Source organism: Actinomycetes bacterium (assembly GCA_036510875.1).
Taxonomy (GTDB): Bacteria; Actinomycetota; Actinomycetes; order Prado026; family Prado026; genus DATCDE01.
This window is the reverse complement of record DATCDE010000036.1, coordinates 1-17,379: the sequence shown is the minus strand read 5'-3', so window position 1 is coordinate 17,379 and position 17,379 is coordinate 1. Positions and strand designations below refer to the sequence as shown.

General features: G+C 71.7%; 13 protein-coding genes. 1 reads left to right on the top strand and 12 read right to left on the bottom strand.

The genetic code is table 11. The features are described from left to right. Positions 1-11 precede the first annotated feature (11 nt). From VIM19_02235 to VIM19_02185, 11 genes are all read right to left on the bottom strand, one after another. Positions 12-1,601: a PilT/PilU family type 4a pilus ATPase gene (locus tag VIM19_02235; protein ID HEY5183730.1), complete on the bottom strand. Its 1,590-nt coding sequence runs from the start codon at positions 1,599-1,601 to the stop codon at positions 12-14. A 113-nt stretch (positions 1,602-1,714) separates the two neighbouring features. Beyond that, a complete protein-coding gene (locus tag VIM19_02230) occupies positions 1,715-3,379 on the bottom strand; it encodes an ATPase, T2SS/T4P/T4SS family (GenBank protein HEY5183729.1) in 1,665 nt (554 codons plus the stop codon). Next, positions 3,376-4,794 carry an O-antigen ligase family protein gene (locus VIM19_02225; GenBank protein ID HEY5183728.1) on the bottom strand — a complete coding sequence of 473 codons (1,419 nt, stop codon included), beginning with the start codon at positions 4,792-4,794 and terminating at the stop codon, positions 3,376-3,378. Before VIM19_02225 ends, VIM19_02230 begins: the two co-directional genes overlap by 4 nt. Positions 4,795-4,847: 53 nt before the next feature. Then, positions 4,848-5,423, bottom strand: coding sequence for an ATP/GTP-binding protein (locus VIM19_02220; GenBank protein ID HEY5183727.1), 576 nt, complete (start codon positions 5,421-5,423; stop codon positions 4,848-4,850). Between the two features lies 1 nt (position 5,424). Then, on the bottom strand, positions 5,425-6,627 hold the full coding sequence (locus VIM19_02215; protein HEY5183726.1) for a DUF4388 domain-containing protein: 1,203 nt from the start codon (positions 6,625-6,627) through the stop codon (positions 5,425-5,427). A 38-nt stretch (positions 6,628-6,665) separates the two neighbouring features. After that, the gene (locus VIM19_02210) at positions 6,666-7,526 is read right to left on the bottom strand and encodes a roadblock/LC7 domain-containing protein (protein ID HEY5183725.1); all 861 of its coding nucleotides are present in this window, start codon (positions 7,524-7,526) and stop codon (positions 6,666-6,668) included. Between the two features lie 99 nt (positions 7,527-7,625). Next, on the bottom strand, positions 7,626-8,450 hold the full coding sequence (locus VIM19_02205) for a shikimate dehydrogenase (protein HEY5183724.1): 825 nt from the start codon (positions 8,448-8,450) through the stop codon (positions 7,626-7,628). Further along, positions 8,447-9,520, bottom strand: a complete 1,074-nt coding sequence (gene mltG, locus VIM19_02200) for an endolytic transglycosylase MltG (protein ID HEY5183723.1) — start codon at positions 9,518-9,520, stop codon at positions 8,447-8,449. Before mltG ends, VIM19_02205 begins: the two co-directional genes overlap by 4 nt. Further along, positions 9,517-9,993 (bottom strand): Holliday junction resolvase RuvX, encoded by a 477-nt coding sequence (ruvX, locus tag VIM19_02195; GenBank protein HEY5183722.1) that lies wholly within the window; start codon positions 9,991-9,993, stop codon positions 9,517-9,519. The genes mltG and ruvX overlap by 4 nt, the downstream gene beginning before the upstream one ends. Continuing rightward, positions 9,990-12,644, bottom strand: a complete 2,655-nt coding sequence (gene alaS / locus VIM19_02190; GenBank protein ID HEY5183721.1) for an alanine--tRNA ligase — start codon at positions 12,642-12,644, stop codon at positions 9,990-9,992. The genes ruvX and alaS overlap by 4 nt, the downstream gene beginning before the upstream one ends. A 58-nt stretch (positions 12,645-12,702) precedes the next feature. After that, positions 12,703-14,052 carry a replication-associated recombination protein A gene (locus VIM19_02185; protein HEY5183720.1) on the bottom strand — a complete coding sequence of 450 codons (1,350 nt, stop codon included), beginning with the start codon at positions 14,050-14,052 and terminating at the stop codon, positions 12,703-12,705. A gap of 58 nt (positions 14,053-14,110) precedes the next feature. Here VIM19_02185 and VIM19_02180 point away from each other — a divergent pair, with 58 nt between their 5' ends. Further along, complete coding sequence (locus tag VIM19_02180; GenBank protein HEY5183719.1) at positions 14,111-16,237, top strand: MMPL family transporter; 2,127 nt, start codon at positions 14,111-14,113, stop codon at positions 16,235-16,237. A 58-nt stretch (positions 16,238-16,295) separates the two neighbouring features. On the opposite strand, the gene VIM19_02175 is transcribed toward VIM19_02180, so the two are convergent. Beyond that, positions 16,296-17,379: amino acid--tRNA ligase-related protein (locus VIM19_02175; GenBank protein HEY5183718.1), on the bottom strand; the 1,084-nt coding region annotated here is incomplete at its 5' end.

Here is a 17,379-nt window from a genome sequence, read left to right as displayed (position 1 = left end):
CAGTCTGCCTCTCAGCCCCGGCCGGAAAGCCGGTTGAAGTCCTCGATGTGGTGGCACTTCTCCAGGCCGGTCTCATAGGTGATGCGTCCCCGCTTCACCAGGTCAGCCAGGTGCTGGTCCATCGTGTGCATGCCGTGCTGGGAGCCCGCCTGCATGGCGGAGTAGATCTGGTGGGTCTTGCCTTCGCGGACCAGGTTGCGGATGGCCGGCGTCGCGACGAGGACCTCCGTGGCGACGACGCGGCTGCGACCGTCGACGGTGCGGGCCAGGGTCTGGGCGACCACCCCCTGGAGCGATCCCGCCAGCTGCACCCGCACCTGCTGCTGCTGGTGCGGGGGGAAGACGTCGATGATGCGGTCGATGGTCTGGGCGGCGTCCTGGGTGTGCAGGGTGGCGAAGACCAGGTGGCCGGTCTCAGCCGCGGTGAGCGCGACAGAGATCGTCTCGAGGTCCCGCATCTCGCCGACCAGGATGATGTCGGGGTCCTGCCGCAGCACGTGCTTCAGCGCGTTGGCGAAGGAGTGCGTGTCCTCCCCCACCTCACGCTGGTTGACGATGCAGGACTGGTGGTTGTGTAGGAACTCGATCGGGTCCTCGACGGTCATGATGTGGTCCCGGCGCTGCCGGTTGGCAAGGTCGACCAGCGAGGCCAGGGTCGTCGACTTGCCCGAGCCGGTCGGCCCGGTGACCAGGACGAAGCCCCGCGGCAGCATCGCGAAGTTCGCGACCGACGGCGGAACGCCGAGGTCCTCGAGCTTCTTGAGCTCGAACGGGATCAGCCGGAAGGCGGCGCCGACCGAGTCCCGCTGGCGGTACAGGTTCACCCGGAACCGGGCCTTGCCCGGAACGGAGTAGGCGAAGTCCAGCTCGAGCTGCTCCTCGAACTTCTCCCGCTGCCGCTGCGTGATCGTGGCGTACATGGCCCGCTGGATGATCGCCGGGGTCAGCTCGGGGTAGTCCTCGAGCGGGGTCAGGTGCCCGTTGAGCCGCAGCTGCGGCCGCGAGCCGGAGGTCAGGTGGAGGTCGGACGCGCTGCGCTCGAGGACCAGGGCCAGCAGCTCGTGCAGGTTGAGGTCGCCCTCCTGGGTGTCCTCCTCTGTGCTGCCGCGATGGTAGGCACCCTCGAAGGCTTCCGTCTGAGCGATCGTCACCGTGGGTGCCGCCGGCGGCTCGACCGGCTCGACCGGAGGCTCCGTCCAGACCGGGGCGACCGCGAGTGGCTCCGGCGCGCCCACCGGCTCGAGTAACGGGACGACCGCGGCGACCGGCTCGGCCGCCAGGACCGGCTGGGCCACCGCGGCCGGCACCATCACCGGCTGCGCCGGAACGGCCTCAGGGGTGAACACCGGCGCCGCATCAGGCAGCCCGAACATCGAGACCGCCTCAGACGGGCTGATGTCGTCGAGCGGCACGAGCGCGATGGACGATGCCTCAGGCGTCGCCTGCCCCACCGGGAACGGGGGGGGCGGCAGCTGCGCCTCGGCCGGATGCGGCGGCTGCCACGCGGCGTCCAACGGCGACAACGGCGGGACGGACTCGTCCTGAGCCGGGACCGGATTCGGTCCCGGGACGAATCCCCCGCTGTACCCGGAGGTCTCCACACCTGCCCCCTTCACGGTCGCGCCCAACGGCGCGAGCCTGATCGGTTGTCCTCCGAGGCATCGGTCGTTCACCTCGGCCGCTTGAGCCTGACCGGTGGTTCGAACCGACAACCTCAGACCACGACGCGCAGGATCTCGTCCATCGACGTGACCCCCTGGGCGACCTTGGCCAGCCCGTCGTTGCGGAGCGTCACCATGCCCTGGGCGATGGCCGCCTCGTTGATGGTCGACGCCGAGCTGTGCTCGACCGTCAGCCGCTCGATCTCCTCGGTGACCTGCATGACCTCGTGCAGCGCCAACCGCCCCCGGTAGCCGGTCTTGGCGCAGGCTGGGCATCCGACCGCCCGGTAGAAGGTGGGGATCTGATCCCCCTCCTGCCACGGGTATCGGGCGGCCCGGAGCATGTCGGGCGTCGGGTCGTACGGCTCCTTGCACTTGGTGCACAGCCGCCGGGCCAGCCGCTGGGCGAGCACGGCATCGACGGCCGAGCCGACCAGGAAGGGCTCGATGCGCATCTCGGTCAGCCGGGTGATGGCGCTCGGCGCGTCGTTCGTGTGCAGCGTGGCCAGGACCAAGTGACCCGTCAGCGCCGCCTCGATGGCGATCTGGGCCGTCTCGTGGTCCCGGATCTCACCGATGAGGACGATGTCGGGGTCCGAGCGCAGGATCGAGCGCAGCGCCGAGGCGAAGGTCAGCCCGGCCTTGTTGTTGGTCTGCACCTGGTTGACCCCCGGCAGCCGGTACTCGACCGGGTCCTCCACCGTGATGATGTTGACCTCGGGCTTGTTCAGGATGTTCAGCGTCGCGTACAGCGTCGTCGACTTTCCGGAACCGGTCGGCCCGGTGACCAGAATCATCCCGTAGGGCTTGGTGAAGCTCTTGGAGTACCGCTCGTAGTTGCCGTCCGAAAACCCCAGGTCCGACAGGTCGAGGCGCGCGGTGGAGTTGTCCAGGATTCGCATGACGACCTTCTCCCCCCACACCGTGGGAAGCGTCGCCACCCGGAGATCGACCTTCTTGCCGTTGCTCGACACCGACAGGCGGCCGTCCTGGGGGATCCGGCGCTCCGCGATGTTGATGTCGGCCATGATCTTCAACCGGCTGATCACACCCGCCTGCACGTTCTTCGGGGAGCGCATCACCTCGTGCAGGACGCCGTCGATGCGGTAGCGCACCCGCAGGTCGCGCTCCGTGGGTTCCAGGTGGATGTCAGAGGCACGGTCCTGAATCGCCTGGGTGATCAGCATGTTGACGTAGCGCACGATCGGGGCGTCGTCGACGTCCGCCGTGACCTTGGAGAGGTCCTCCTCATCGTTCGAGGTGTCCAGGACCGCTGTCAGGTCCTCGAGCTCGGAGTCGGCCCGGTACAGCCGGTCGATCGCGGCCAGCACGTCCTGCCGGGTCGCGACGCACGGCTTGACCTCGACCTGGGCGACCGCCCGGACGTCCTCGATGGCCAGGAAGTTGGCCGGATCGGCCATGGCGAGGAGCAGCTTGCCGTCCTCGAACCCGAACGGCAGGACGACGTAGCGGCGGGCGAGCGCCGCCGGAACGAGTGACATGGCCGACGGGTCGACCTGCTGGTCGCCCAGCTCGACGAACCGCATGCCGATCTGAGTGGCCAGAGCGGCCACCAGCTGGCTCTCGGACAAGACACCCTGGTCGACGAGGACCCGGCCGAGCGCCCGACCCGCCGACTCGTGCACCTCGAAGGCCGCCTGCAGCTGCTCATGGGTGACCAAGCCACCCTCGAGCAGAATGTCCCCCAACTGCTTCACTTGCTGGCCCCCTGGCTCGTGACTGCGACGGACGCGTTGATGTGGAACTGTTGCCCCCACGAGGCGAGGCCCCCGACCACGAGCGAGCCCACCAGCACCGCGGCCAGCCAGCCGGTGGCTCTCGACTGACCCGCAGTGACTCCCACCTGCTGGACCGGCCGGGCGGGGATCGCCAGCCCGATGACGACGGCGGTGATCACGGCCAGCGCCGGGTAGGACCAGTCGAAGTCGACCATCGAGTGCGCGATCAGCATCAGACCGGCGACGGCGGCCACCTCGACCAACGGATCCCGCTCTGATCCCCCCTTCGGGACCGCCCTGCGCAGCAGGACGAGAACCGCCGCCCCGAGCAGGACCAGGAACGGGACGGCCAGCAACAGGCCGCCGTCCGCCAGGGCCTGAAGCGCACCGTTGTGCACCAGCGACGACACCGGCCAGCCCGCCGGTTTCCACGCTGCCGTCGCCGAGGCCACCCGGCCGTAGCCGGCGCCCGTCAGCGGGTGGTCGGTGAAGACGTGGACGGCCTCGGTCCAGACCTGCAGCCGGTAGTCGCCGCTGGACTGCAGATGACCATCGGCGGTGCTCGCCACCGTCTGGCTCAGTGGTGATCGCTGGTGGGAGAACAGCGGCGGGCCGGGCAGGACGACGGCCACCGCCGCGGTCAGCAGGGAGACAGCGACCCACCGGACCACTCGGGCACGCCGCTGCTTCGCCCCAGCCACGAGAAGCACGCCGACGACGAGCCAGCCGACCGCGAGGATGGCCAACGCCGCCCGCGAGCCGGACAGGAACGTCCCGGTCACCGACAGCGGGGCTGCGACCCAGCCGATCAGGCGCCAAGGGCGCCGGTTGAGGACCGCGAGAGCCAGCCCGAGAACCGCGGGGGCCAGCAGCGCCGCCGCGTACTGGTTCTTCCAGTAGTACGTTCCGACCATCCCGTGGGCGGGGTCACCGGATCCCCACCAGGGCAGGAACGCCCAGCCGAACTGCAGGATCCCGCCGAGCGCGACCGCGGCGACCAGGGCCCGGCGAGCCAGATCATCCCTGCCCAGCCAGCGAGTCAGCAGGAAGGCACCGGCAGCCAGGCCATAGGTCGTTGCCGCCACCGCCGCGCCACGCCCCCCGCTGGTCAACGGGACCACGAGGAGCGCTGCGACCGCGAGCCAGGCCAGCAGGCCGATCAGCGCCGGCCCGGCCGAGCGCCAGGGCCGGACCAGGACGAGGCTGACAGCCACCCCGATGGCAGCGACTGACGTGGCACCGACATCACGTCCGCCGAAGGGGTGCGGGAACCAGGTGACGAGCAAGGCCACGACGACCAGCCCGATCCACGTCATCGGGGAGCCCCACGTGGTGGCTCGGTCGGTCTCGGATGCCTCCCCCAGCGCGACTCCCAGCCGCTCAGCGATCGTCACGGCTGAAGGATCGGCGGGATCCAACCACTCCTGTAGGTCGAGAGATTCTCGACTCAGACGGAGGCGCGCTCGGTCTCGACCTCGTCCAGCACGGCGTAGAGCAGCGCCAGCAGCACGCCCTTGACCGACTCCTTGTCGGTGGCGTCCACCGGCAGCAGCGCCGTCTCCGGTCCCAGCTGCAGCACGTCTCGGATCCGGTCCTCGGTGCGGTCATCCACCGCGCTCGAGCGGTTCAGCGCCACCACGAACGGCACCCGGGCCATCCGCCGGAACGCGTCCAGGATGCCCACCGCCTCGATGAGGGAGTCCTCGCGCTCGGCGTCCACCAGGAGCACGTAGCCGAGCATGCCCTCGCCGAGGATCTCCCACATGAAGTCGAACCGCTCCTGGCCGGGCGTCCCGAACAGGTAGAGCACCAGCTCACGGTCGATCGTGATGCGGCCGAAGTCCATGGCCACTGTCGTCTCGGCCTTGCGGCTGCGGGTCGAGTCGGTGATGCTGCGCTCGGTCGACAGCACGGTGATCTCGCTGATGGTGCGGATGAGCGTGGTCTTGCCGGCCGAGAACGGGCCGGTGACGACGATCTTCACCGCCTGTCCACCACGACGGCTACGCGCCTTGGTCGCCATCTCACAGCCCCCTGACGCCGGCGATGAGCCTCAGCAGGAGGCTGCGGTTGACATTGGGGTCACGTTCGATGGCCGACGATGCCGGCTCGGGCGCGGTCGCGGTGCTGCCCACGACGCCACCGACCCCGCTCAGGCCCCCACCGAGGGTGCTCTCGCCCACCCGCAGCGGTGAACCGGCCTGCTGGGAGACGTTGACGTGCACGCGACTCAGGGGCGACGGCTGATCCGTGGTCATCACGGGAGCCAGCGTCTCCTGCCGGACGGCAGAGATGCCCACCGGCTCAAGGTCGTGCGGCTGCTCGTCCGCCGATGAGTCCGGCTCGTCGGCAGTCTCAGGTGCCGCCTCGGTCGTGGCTGACGACACGACCGGCGCTGGTTCAGGCTCCTCAGAGGCGGGCTTTTCGGCGCCGCCCGCGTCGCTCTCATTCCCGCGTTGGCGCTTGCCTTCTCGCTCCAGCGGGGAGAGCAGGGCGAGCCGGCGGGCGACGACGGCCGCATGGTCGTGCGCGTCGTTGCGGACACCGAGCAACCCGCGCTCGACCAGACGGGAGAGCGTGGACACGACGGCGAACTGGCCGGCCCCGGTGAGCTCGACGATCTCCCGAACCGGGCGACGGCCGTCGACGAGGGCCAGCAGCGCCCACTCGTCCCTGGTCAAGGCGGGATCGTCGTCGAGGACGACGGGCATGGCCAGGACGGTGTCCGGCGACGGCACGCCGGAGGCCGCGGCATCCCAGGCCTCGCGCCGGCTCTGCGCCTCGTCGACCACCGTGTCGGCGGGCAGCCGCAGCCCGACGCCGTCCGGGTCCGACTCGTCGCCCGCGAAGGCGAAGTCGCCCTCGGTCCAGCACATCAAGTCGAACACCGCGTCGAAGGTCTGCTCGGTGGCGGCCTCGCGCAGCAGCTCGGGGTCGACCGCGTTCGACTCGAGCAGCGCCCGGCCGATGCCCACCTGGTCGTTGACCGCGCGCTGGACCGCAGACCGTAGCGCGTCGTCGTCCACGGTGCCGCTGCCGACCAGCCGTCGGGCCAGCGTCTGCTGGCGCTCGTCGGCCGAGGCGCCGCAGACCGCGCCGTCCGCGAAGTAGACGACACCGTCGGCTCCCCCGCGCCGCAGGTGCAGGCCTCCGGTCTTCTTCGTGTGGCTCAGCAGCTGGAAGATGTCCGGGAGGCCGAAGGCATCGAGCGAGCCCTCGAGTTTCACATCAGTTCCCGTCTGGTCGATGGCTGGTCAGCGGTCGGTCAGGCCCAGAGATTCGGTTCCTCGGCGGCCGAGAGGACCGGCCTCGCGACCGGCTCGCTCGGGGTGAACGTGGCCCAGGCACCGAGGTCGGGATTGGCAGCGACGCTCGCCACCGGGACGGCGGCCACCGGCTCCGGCTCCGGCTCCGGGTCGGGCTCGGCCGGGGGGCTGTCCCAGCCGGATGCCACCGACGTTGCGAGGGTGGCGTACTCCGCCGGGACCTCGACCGGCCCGCCGGTGTAGTAGCCCACCGGTTCGAGCTTCTCGGTGTTGTCCGACATCTCCTCGACGACCGGCTCAGCCACCGGCTCGGCGGCCGGGACGGCGGCCAGCTGCGCCCGCCGCTCGGCCAGCGCCGCCTCGACGGCGGCCTGTTCCGCGGCCTGCGCCGCCATCCGCTGCTCGGCCACCTCGGCGGCCTCGGCAGCCACCCGCTGGTCCTCGGCGAGAGCCAGGGCCGTGGCATCGTCCGCGCGCAGCGCGGCCGCCACGGCGATGGCGGCCCGGCGCACCTCGTACATGAGCAGGCCGACCTTGGCGCCTTGCGCGCCCATGGCGACCAGCACGGCCTCGTCGTCGGCGGAGACCAGGAACACGGTCCCGCGCTCACCCTCGACGTAGACCTGGTTCAGGTCGCCACGGCCGAAGTTGTCCGCGGCGCGCTCCCCGAGGGAGAGCAGGGCGGCACTCATGGCCGCGACGCGGTCCTCGTCCATGCCGACGGGCAGGGCCGAGGCCATCGGCAGCCCGTCGAAGGACACCACGGACGCTGCCTGCAGCTCGGGGGCCTGACCCAGCAGGTCAGACAGCACCCGGTCGAGCCGGGCCGAGCGCCCGTAGGCGGGGAACTGGTCGGTCATCGCGCACCCTTTTCGCAAGCCGATGGGTCGGAGCACCGGCGCCCCGATGCCCTCCACCGTCCCTTCGGCGTCTGCCCAGGTGCCCTTGAGTCGCGGCCGTCACCCGGCTGCCAGCGCCGCCTCACCGGCCGGGCGGATCACGGCCACCAGCTCCTCGGCGGTGGCCGTGCAGCCCGTCATGGCCCGAACCTGCAGCGCCGCCTGGTGGACGAGCAGGTCCAGCCCCCCGACCAGCACTCCACCGGAGTCGCCCCAGGCCTGGGCCAGCCGGGTGGGCCAGGGTCGGTACACGACGTCCATCAGCGCCGCCGGCCGGTCCGGGACGGCGGTTGCAAGCGGGTCAGCCGCCCCGGACGGCGCGGTGGAGATCACCAGATCGGCGCCGAGGCCGCCCACCGCCTCCACCCAGGGGGCCAGCCGCACGGTCACGCCGCAACGGCGCCCCGTCTCGACCAGGTCGGCCGACGCCTCGGGCCGCCGGACGTAGGCGGTCGCCTCGACCACGCCCAACTCGGCCAGCGCGGCGACCGCCGACCGGGCGGTCGCCCCGCCCCCGAGCACCGCCACGCTGCGGGGGGCACGCACCCCGCGCTCGGCCAGCGCCGCCACCAGTCCCGGGACGTCGGTGTTGGAGCCATCGCGCCGTCCGGCCGCGAAGAGAACCGTGTTGACCGCAGACGTCAGCTCGCCCACCCGGTCCACCGTGTCGACCAGCCCGAGTGCGGCCGTTTTCAGCGGCATGGTGAGCGAGAGCCCCGCCCAGTCACCCTCGGCCGAGCAGCGGTCCAGCAGGGCAGCCAGCTCGGACTCCGTGCATTCGACCGCCACGTAGCTCCAGTCCAGTCCCAGCCAGCGGTAGGCGGCTCGGTGCAGCGCCGGCGACAGCGAGTGCGCGATCGGCGAGCCGAGGACCGCCGCCCTCACGGGTTGTTGGCCTCGAACTGGGCCTTGAACTTCAGGAACTCCGAGTACGAGGAGGTGAACTTGGTCTCCCCCGTGGTCGGGTTGACCGTCACGTAGTAGAGCCAGTCCCCCGCCGCCGGGGTCAGCGCGGCCCGCAACGCCAGCTCACCCGGAGAGTTGATCGGCGTCGGGGGCAATCCGGGGATCTTGTAGGTGTTGTACGGCGAGACGACCCCAATGTCCTGGTTGGTCAGCTTCAGCGTGCTGCGTCCCAGCGCGTAGTTCACGGTGGCGTCGAGCTGCAGCTTCATGCCCTGGTCGAGCCGGTTGTAGATGACCCGGGAAACCTTGGCGAAGTCCGCGGGCTGGCCCTCGGCCTGGACCAGGCTGGCCACGATGAGCACCTCGTATGGGGTCCGGCCGATCGCCTGAGCCCGCTGCACCAGGTTGACGGTGGCCGCGGCCTGGTCGAAGCGCCGCACCATCGGCTCGAGCGCCTGCTTCGCGGAGACCCCCGGCTCCAGCTCGTAGGTGGCCGGGAACAAGAACCCCTCCGGGTTGCCCTTCGCGTAGTCCGGCAGCCCCAGCGGAGTCGGCTCCTTGAGGATGGCGGTGAGGTCAGCCGCCGGGATGCCGGTCGCCTTGGCGACCAGCTCGACGATCTGGCGCGCCTGGGTACCTTCCGGGATCACCACCTGGTTGGTCATCCGGGACGACGGGTCGAGGAGCAGCGCGAGGGCGTCGGAGGCCTTCATCTGCTTGAGCAGCTTGTACGAGCCGGGTTGGATCGAGCTGGAGTTCGGGTCGGACGTGGCCGCCGCGACGAACGCCTTGGCGCTGCGGACGACACCGGCGGCCGCCAGGGTGTCCCCGATGCGGGTGGCCGTGTCCCCCGGCCGCACCTTGACGACGACCTCACCCGACCCGGGGCCCGGGTAGTCCGCGGCTCCCCTGAAGAAGCTCAGGCCCGCCCACACGAGACCAGCGAGCAGCACCACGACGGCCAGCCCTGCGATCAGCGGGGCCAGACGGCTGCGGCGCCCGCGCGGCTCGTGCGGGGCCGTGGTCATGCCGAGACCGAGTTGGCTCATTCCTCCGCCTGGGGCTGGGGGACAACGGGTACGACGGAGCCCGGGGGGCTCCCCGAGGCCCGTTCCGCGTCCAACGCTCCTTGCAGAATGATGACAGCCGCCGCCTGGTCCACCACGGAGCGACCCCGCCTTCCTCGGACCCCGGCCGCCGCCAGGTCGCGACGCGCCCCCACGGTGGTCAGCCGCTCGTCCACCACACGCACGGGCACCGGGGCCACCCGGGTGGCCAGCTCGGCCGCGAACGCCCGGGCCGTGGCCGCGGCCGGGCCCTCTCCGCCGGACATCGACAGGGGCAGGCCCACCACCACCTCGACCGCGCCCAGCTCGGCAGCCCGGCCGACGATCCGGTCGAAGTCGCCCCGACCGCGGGCCACCGTCTCGACCGGCGTGGCGAGCAGCCCGCCAGGGTCGCAGGAGGCCAGCCCGATCCGCACCGAGCCGACGTCGACGCCGAGGCGCACGCCCGGTCTCACGGGCCGAGCAGCTCCTCGATGGCCCGTACGGCCGCGTCCCAGCCGGCCACGCCGCGGCCCGAGCCCTGGGCGACGTCCGCCCGGCCGCCGCCCTTGCCGGACAGCGCCCCGGCGAGAGCCTGCATGACCGTTCCCGCCGAGATGCCACGCTCCACGGCGGCGGGGTCGCAGGCCACCACCAGCCCGATCTGGTCGTCGGCCTCCGGTGCCCCGAGCGCGACGACGGTCGGGCCGGCCGCCTGCGCGCGCCCGCGGACGTCCAGCGCCAGGGTGCGGGCGTCGTTTGGCCGGACCCCGGCCGGCAGCAGCTCGACCACCAGGCCCACCGTGCCGACCTGCCGGCGGCGCGCCGCGAGCTCACCGGCCTGGGCGAGCACCTGGGCGGCGCGCATCCGGTCGATCTCCCGCTCGGCGTCGCGCAGCCGCCCGACCAGGGCCTCGACCCGGTCCGGCAGCTCCTCGGGGCGCGCCTTGAGCGCGTCGGTGAGCTGGCTGACCAGCAGGTGCTCGCGGGCCAGGAACCGGTAGGCGTCGACGCCCACCAGCGCCTCCACGCGCCGCACCCCGGCCCCGATCGAGGACTCGTGCAGCAGCTTGACCACGCCGAGCTGGCCGGTGCGGTTGAGGTGGGTGCCGCCGCACAGCTCGCGGGCCCAGTCACCGACGCTGACCACGCGGACCCGCTCGCCGTACTTCTCGCCGAACAGCGCCATCGCACCGAGCGCGTGGGCCTCCGACTGGCTCATCACCTCGGCGGTGACCGCGAGGTTCTCCAGCAGCACCTCGTTGACCCGCTGCTCCACGTCGGCCAGCACCGAGGGCGGCACCGCCGTGGGGCTCGGGAAGTCGAAGCGCAGCCGGCCGGGGGCGTTCTCCGACCCCATCTGGGTCGCGGTCTCCCCCAGCGCCTCCCGGAACGCCCGGTGCACCATGTGGGTGGCCGTGTGCGCCCGCGAGATCGCCCGGCGGCGCTCGACGTCGACGAACCCCTCGGCCAGCTCCCCGACCTGCACCTCGCCGTCCACCACCCGACCGCGGTGCACGATCAGCCCGGCGACCGGCGTCTGGACATCGACCACCTCGATGATGGCGCCGTTGGCCAGCCGGATCAGCCCCTCGTCCGCGAGCTGACCACCGCCCTCGGCGTAGAACGGGGTGCGGTCGAGCGCGATCTCGACGTCCTGACCGGCCTGCGCTGCCCTGGCCACCGCGCCGTCCACGACCAGGCCGGCCACCCGCGCCTCGCTGGCGACCTCGTCGTAGCCGGTGAACGTCGTGGCCCCGGCCACGTCGGCGATCTCGCGGTACATCGACAGGTCGGCGTGCCCCGACTTCTTGGCCTTCGCGTCGGCCTTGGCCCGCTCCCGCTGCTCGAGCATGAGCCGCCGGAAGCCTTCCTCGTCGACGCGCAGCCCCTGCTCGGCGGCCATCTCCAGCGTCAGGTCGATCGGGAAGCCGTAAGTGTCGTGCAGCCGGAACGCGATCTCGCCGGGCACCCCGCTCGGGTGGTCGGCGACGAACAGGTCGAAGTGCTTGGTGCCCTGCTGCAGGGTCTGCAGGAAGGACGCCTCCTCAGCCTCCACGATGGTCAGGATGCGGGCCGCGTGCTGGCTCAGCTCGGGGTACTGCGACTCCATCGCGGCCAGGCTGGTGCGGGCCAGCTCGCCGAACACCGGGTCGTGGGCGCCGAGCAGCCGCATCGAGCGGACCACGCGGCGCATGATCCGGCGCAGCACGTACCCACGGCCCTCGTTGCCGGGCGTCACGCCGTCCCCGATGAGCATGACCGCGGTCCTGGCGTGGTCGGCCACGACCCGCAGCCGGACGTCGTCGACGTGGTCCGCGTGGTACCGGCGTCCGGTCAGCTCGCTGGCCCGGTCCAGGACCTGCCGGGTGGTGTCGATCTCGTAGATGTTGTCGACGCCCTGCAGGATCGCGGCCATCCGCTCTAGGCCCATGCCGGTGTCGATGTTGCGGGTCGGCAGGTCCCCCCGGATGTCGAAGTCGACCTTCGTCCGGACCGCCGAGAGCTCGGACTGCATGAAGACGAGGTTCCACACCTCGAGGTAGCGCTCCTCGTCGGCAACCGGACCGCCCTCGCGGCCGTGCTGCGGGCCGCGGTCGTAGTAGATCTCCGAGCACGGCCCCCCCGGACCGGGCACACCCATGTGCCAGTAGTTGTCACTCAGCCCGCGGCGCTGGATCCGGTCCTGCGGGATCCCAGCCTTCCGGTGCCAGATGTCGATCGCCTCGTCGTCGTCGTGGAAGACCGTGACCCACAGCCGCCGCGGGTCGAACCCGAAGCCGCCCTCGTCCTGAGGCGACGTCAGCAGCTCCCAGGCCAGCGGGATGGCGCCTTCCTTGAAGTAGTCGCCGAAGGAGAAGTTGCCGGCCATCTGGAAGAACGACGCGTGCCGGGTGGTCTTGCCGACCTCGTCGATGTCCAGGGTGCGCACGCACTTCTGCACGCTCGTCGCCCGCGGGTACGGCGGGGTCTGCTCGCCCAGGAAGAACGGCTTGAACGGCACCATGCCGGCGTTGACCAGGAGCAGGTTCGGGTCGTCGGCGATCAGCGAGGCCGAGGGCACGTGCGTGTGCTCGCGCTCCTCGAAGAATCGCAGGAAGCGGCTCCTGATCTCGGCCGACCTCATCGCGGTCCGGTCCTTCCTTCGCGTGGCGGGCTGGGGCGGGGCGTCAAGCCCTCCGACCCTACCCGGAGGCCTGCGGCCCGCCCTTGAGGATTTTTCGCAGCCGCTGCAGCCGTTCGGCCACGTCCCGCTCGGCACCCCGCTCGGTGGGCTGGTAGTACTCCCGGCCCTGGACGGCGTCCGGGGCGTACTGCTGGGCCACGATGCCGTGCGGGGCGTCGTGCGGGTACTGGTAGCCCTGGCCGTGACCGAGGGGCTTGGCGCCCGGGTAGGAGGAGTCCCGCAGGTGGACGGGGACCGGACCCGTCAGCCCGCGCCGGACGTCCTGGATGGCCGCACCGATCGCCAGGTACACGGCGTTGGACTTGGGAGCGGTGGCCAGGTGCACGACCGCCTGGGCCAGCGGGATCCGGCCCTCGGGCAGCCCGACCAGCTGGACCGCCTGGTACGCGGCCACCGCCAGCGGCAGCGCCGTAGGGTCGGCCGCACCGATGTCCTCCGACGCCGAGATGACCAGCCGGCGGGCGATGAACCGCGGGTCCTCCCCCGCCTCGACCATGCGGGCCAGGTAGTGCAGGGCGGCGTCCACGTCGCTGCCACGGATGCTCTTGATCAGCGCGCTGGTGATGTCGTAGTGCTGGTCGCCGTCCCGGTCGTAGCGGACGGCGGCCCGGTCCACCGCGCGCTCGACGTCCTCGACCTCGATGGTGGCCGAGCCACGGGCCCGCGCGGCGCCGGCGGCGGCCTCCAGCGCGGTGAGCCCCCAGCGGGCGTCCCCGGCCGCGAGCCGGGCCAGCAGGTCGAGGGCCTCGTCCTCGACGTCGACCTGGGCGTGCAGCCCCCGCGGGTCGGTGGCTGCGCGCTCGAGCAGGGCCCGGACCACCGGCTCGTCGAGCAGCCGCAGGGTCAGCAGCAGGCTGCGGGACAACAGGGGCGCTACCACGGCGAAGCTCGGGTTCTCGGTGGTGGCGGCGACCAGGGTGACCCAGCGGTTCTCCACGGCGGGCAGCAGCGCGTCCTGCTGGGTCTTGGAGAACCGGTGCACCTCATCGACGAACAGCACGGTCTCCCGGCCGCCCATGCCGAGCTGGCGCCGGGCCTGGTCGACGACGGCCCGGACCTCTTTGACGCCCGCCGTGACGGCGGACAGCTCGACGAAGGCTCGCCCGGTGGCCTGTGCCACCAGGTAGGCCAGCGTCGTCTTGCCGGTCCCAGGCGGGCCCCACATCAGCAGCGAGGCGGGAGCCTCCCCGCCCTCGACCAGCCGGCGCAGCGGCGCTCCCGGCTGCAGCAGGTGGTCCTGCCCGAGGACCTCCTCGAGCGAGCGCGGCCGCATCCGCACGGCCAGCGGAGCGGTCGCGGCGGCTCGCTCCTCGCCGGCGGCGGCGAACAGGTCCAGGTCCTCGGCCACGGCCGTGACCCTATGCCCCGCCGACGCCGGCTCGTCCGCCCCGGAGGAGACTGGAGGGGTGCTGGGGCGCCTCGGACGTTGGAGCGCGACCCACCGCTGGCTGGTGCTGGGAGTCTGGGGCCTCGTCCTCGTCGCGGGGGCCATCGCCGGCTCGGCCGTGATCGGTCGCCTGCAGGGCGGCTTCGGCGCCGCCGACTCGTTCGAGTCGATCCGCGGCTTCCACGAGATCGCCGACACCAACCCCTACGGCGTCCAGGTGCAGGTGCTCGTCGACCGCGTCGCGGTGCACGACGTCGCCACCAAGACAGCCGTGACCGAGGCGGCCAACGCCACCCGCGAGGTGGCCGGGGTGGGCCGGGTGGTCACCGCCTACGACGTGGCCGACCCGGCGATGCGCGCGACCGACGGCACGGCGCAGCTGGCCCTGGTGGACCTCGAGCACGGGCTGTCCGACACCAACGTCTCCACGGCGATCGCCCAGGTCGAGAAACAGTTCGGCGGCATCTCCCCGCAGGTCCCAGGGGCCACCGTGCTGTTCGGCGGCGAGGAGCTCACCAACCGGGAGATCCGGGAGCAGGTCGACAAGGACACCCGGCGCGGCGAGCTGATCGCCCTACCGATCACGCTGGTCCTGATGGTCCTGATCTTCGGCGGGCTGACCGCGGCCGGCGTCCCGCTCATGGGGGCCCTCGCCACCGTCGCCGGCGGGTTCATCACCCTGTACGGCTTCTCGTTCGTGATCGACATCGATCAGAACGTGCTCCCTGTCACGACGGTGCTCGCGCTCGGCCTGGCCATCGACTACTCGCTGCTGTACGTCAACCGGTTCCGGGAGGAGCGCGGACACGGCCATGGCCTGCTCGACGCGATCGAGCGGACGTCGGCCTCGGCCGGTCGCACGATCACCTTCTCCGGGCTGACCGTGGCGATGGCGCTGAGCGGCCTGTTCGTCTTCGAGTCGCGGATCTACCGCGCCATCGCGGCCGCGGGCGTCGGGGTCGTGCTGATCGCCATGGCCACCGCGCTGACCCTGGCCCCCGCCCTGCTCGGCCTGGTCGGTCGCCGGGTCTCGGCCGACGCACGCCCACCGGTGGACGACGGGTTCTTCGCCCGGCTGGCGGCCGCCGTCCAGCGGCACCCCGGGCCGGTCGTCGTCGGGATGCTCGCGTTGTTCGGCGCCCTCGGGGCGCCGTTCCTGCGAGTCCAGCTGGGCAACAGCGGCGTGGGGCTGCTGCCCACGTCCTTCCAGAGCAGGCAGCTGGCCGACACCGTGGCGGCCCGGTTCCCCGGTGCCGGTAGCGACCCGGTGATCGTGGTGGTGCGGGGCACTCCTGCCGACGTGTCCGGCTGGGCCAGGACCCAGGCGTCCCGGCCGGACGTCGCGGCGGTCGGGACTCCGGTGCAGCAGGGGGCCGACACCATCGTCAACGTCGTCCCCAAGGGGAACGGGCGCGACGCCACCGCACAGAACCTGGTCAGGGACCTGCGGGCCGACCGCCCGGCTGGGACGTCCTGGGTGACCGGCAACGCGTCCGTCGCGGTCGACTTCGTGGACGAGATCAAGGCACGCGCGCCGTGGGCGCTGCTGTTCGTGGTGGTCGCCGCGTTCGTGCTGCTGTTCCTCATGACCGGGTCGGTGCTGATCCCGCTGAAGGCCCTGATCATGAACGTGCTGTCGCTGTCTGCGACGTTCGGGCTGCTGGTGCTGATCTTCCAGGACGGCCACCTCGCGTCCCTGCTCAGCTTCACGCCCACCGGGGTGATCGAGACCTGGCTCCCGGTGCTGGTCTTCGCGTTCGCGTTCGGGCTGTCGATGGACTACGAGGTCTTCCTGCTGTCCCGGATCAAGGAGCTGCACGACTCCGGACGCAGCAACGACGAGTCCGTTCGGGTGGGCCTGCAGCGCAGCGGCCGGATCATCTCCAGCGCCGCACTGCTCATGGTCATCGTGTTCCTCGGCTTCGCCGCCGGCGAGATGCTCGGAATCAAGCAGATGGGCGTCGCCCTGGCGCTGGCCGTGATCATCGACGCCACGCTGGTCCGCATGATCTTCGTGCCCGCGACCATGACCCTGCTCGGCGACCTCAACTGGTGGGCACCGGCTCCGCTGCGGCGTTTCCACGACCGGTTCGGCCTGCGCGAGGAGCCGGAGGAGGCCACCCACGATCCAGTGGAGTCCCCGTGAGCGGTATGCCGCTCATCGACGTCGATGACGCTCACCGAGACTCCACTCGCGCGCAGGTCTAGTTGCGGCGGGTGTCCGGGATCACCTCGCGGCCGGGCTCGTTCGGCACCGGAGCGTGCCTGTCCGCCGGCGGGACGGCGTCGATGCCGGCCTCCTTGCGCTGCTCTGCCGTGATGGGGGTCGGTGCCCCGGTCAGCGGGTCGAAGCCGCCGCCCGTCTTGGGGAACGCGATCACCTCACGCAGCGAGTCGGCGCCGGCCAGCAGCATGCAGATGCGGTCCCAGCCGAAGGCGATGCCGCCGTGCGGCGGCGGGCCGTAGTTGAACGCCTCGAGCAGGAAGCCGAACTTCTCCTGGGCCTCCTCGGTGGTCAGCCCGATCACCTCGAACACCCGCTGCTGCATCTCCCGGCGGTGGATACGGATCGACCCGCCGCCGATCTCGTTCCCGTTGCAGACGATGTCGTAGGCATAGGCCAGCGCCTCGCCAGGGGACTTCTCGAACCCGTCGGCCCACTCGCGGTTGGGCGAGGTGAACGGGTGGTGGACGGCGGTCCAGCCGCCGTCCTCGGTCTCCTCGAACATGGGGGCGTCGACCACCCACAGGAACGACCATGCCGACTCGTCGATGAGGCCGACCCGGCGGGCGACCTCGAGCCGGGTCGCGCCGAGCAGGGCCAGCGCCTCGGCGCGGTGGCCCGCTGCGAAGAAGGCGCAGTCGCCCTCGTTCGCCCCGACCGCCTCGCGCAGGCCGGCCCGCTCCGCCTGGGACAGGTTCTTGGCGACCGGCCCGCCGAGCTCGCCGTCGGGCAGGAACGTGACGTAGGCCAGCCCCTTGGCCCCGCGCTGCTTGGCCCACTCCTGCCACGCGTCGAACGTCTTGCGCGGCTGGTCGGCACCGCCGGGCATGACCACGGCGCCCACGTGGCGGGCCTGGAAGACCCGGAACGGGGTCTGCGCGAAGTAGTCGGTGAGGTCCACCAGCTCGAGGCCGAACCGCAGGTCCGGCTTGTCGGTGCCGTATCGGGTCATCGCCTCGGCGTACGTCATCTGCGGGATCTCGCCGATCTCGTGGTCCAGCACCCCCTTCCACAGCGCCCGGACGACGGCCTCGCCGATCTCGATGATGTCGTCCTGCTCGACG

Bases quoted from the DNA above. Each gene is read 5' to 3' on its own strand.
- VIM19_02220 (HEY5183727.1), bottom strand. From the start codon at position 5,423: ATGGCGACCAAGGCGCGTAGCCGTCGTGGTGGACAGGCGGTGAAGATC.
- VIM19_02210 (HEY5183725.1), bottom strand. From the start codon at position 7,526: ATGACCGACCAGTTCCCCGCCTACGGGCGCTCGGCCCGGCTCGACCGG.
- mltG (HEY5183723.1), bottom strand. From the start codon at position 9,520: ATGAGCCAACTCGGTCTCGGCATGACCACGGCCCCGCACGAGCCGCGC.
- alaS (HEY5183721.1), bottom strand. From the start codon at position 12,644: ATGAGGTCGGCCGAGATCAGGAGCCGCTTCCTGCGATTCTTCGAGGAG.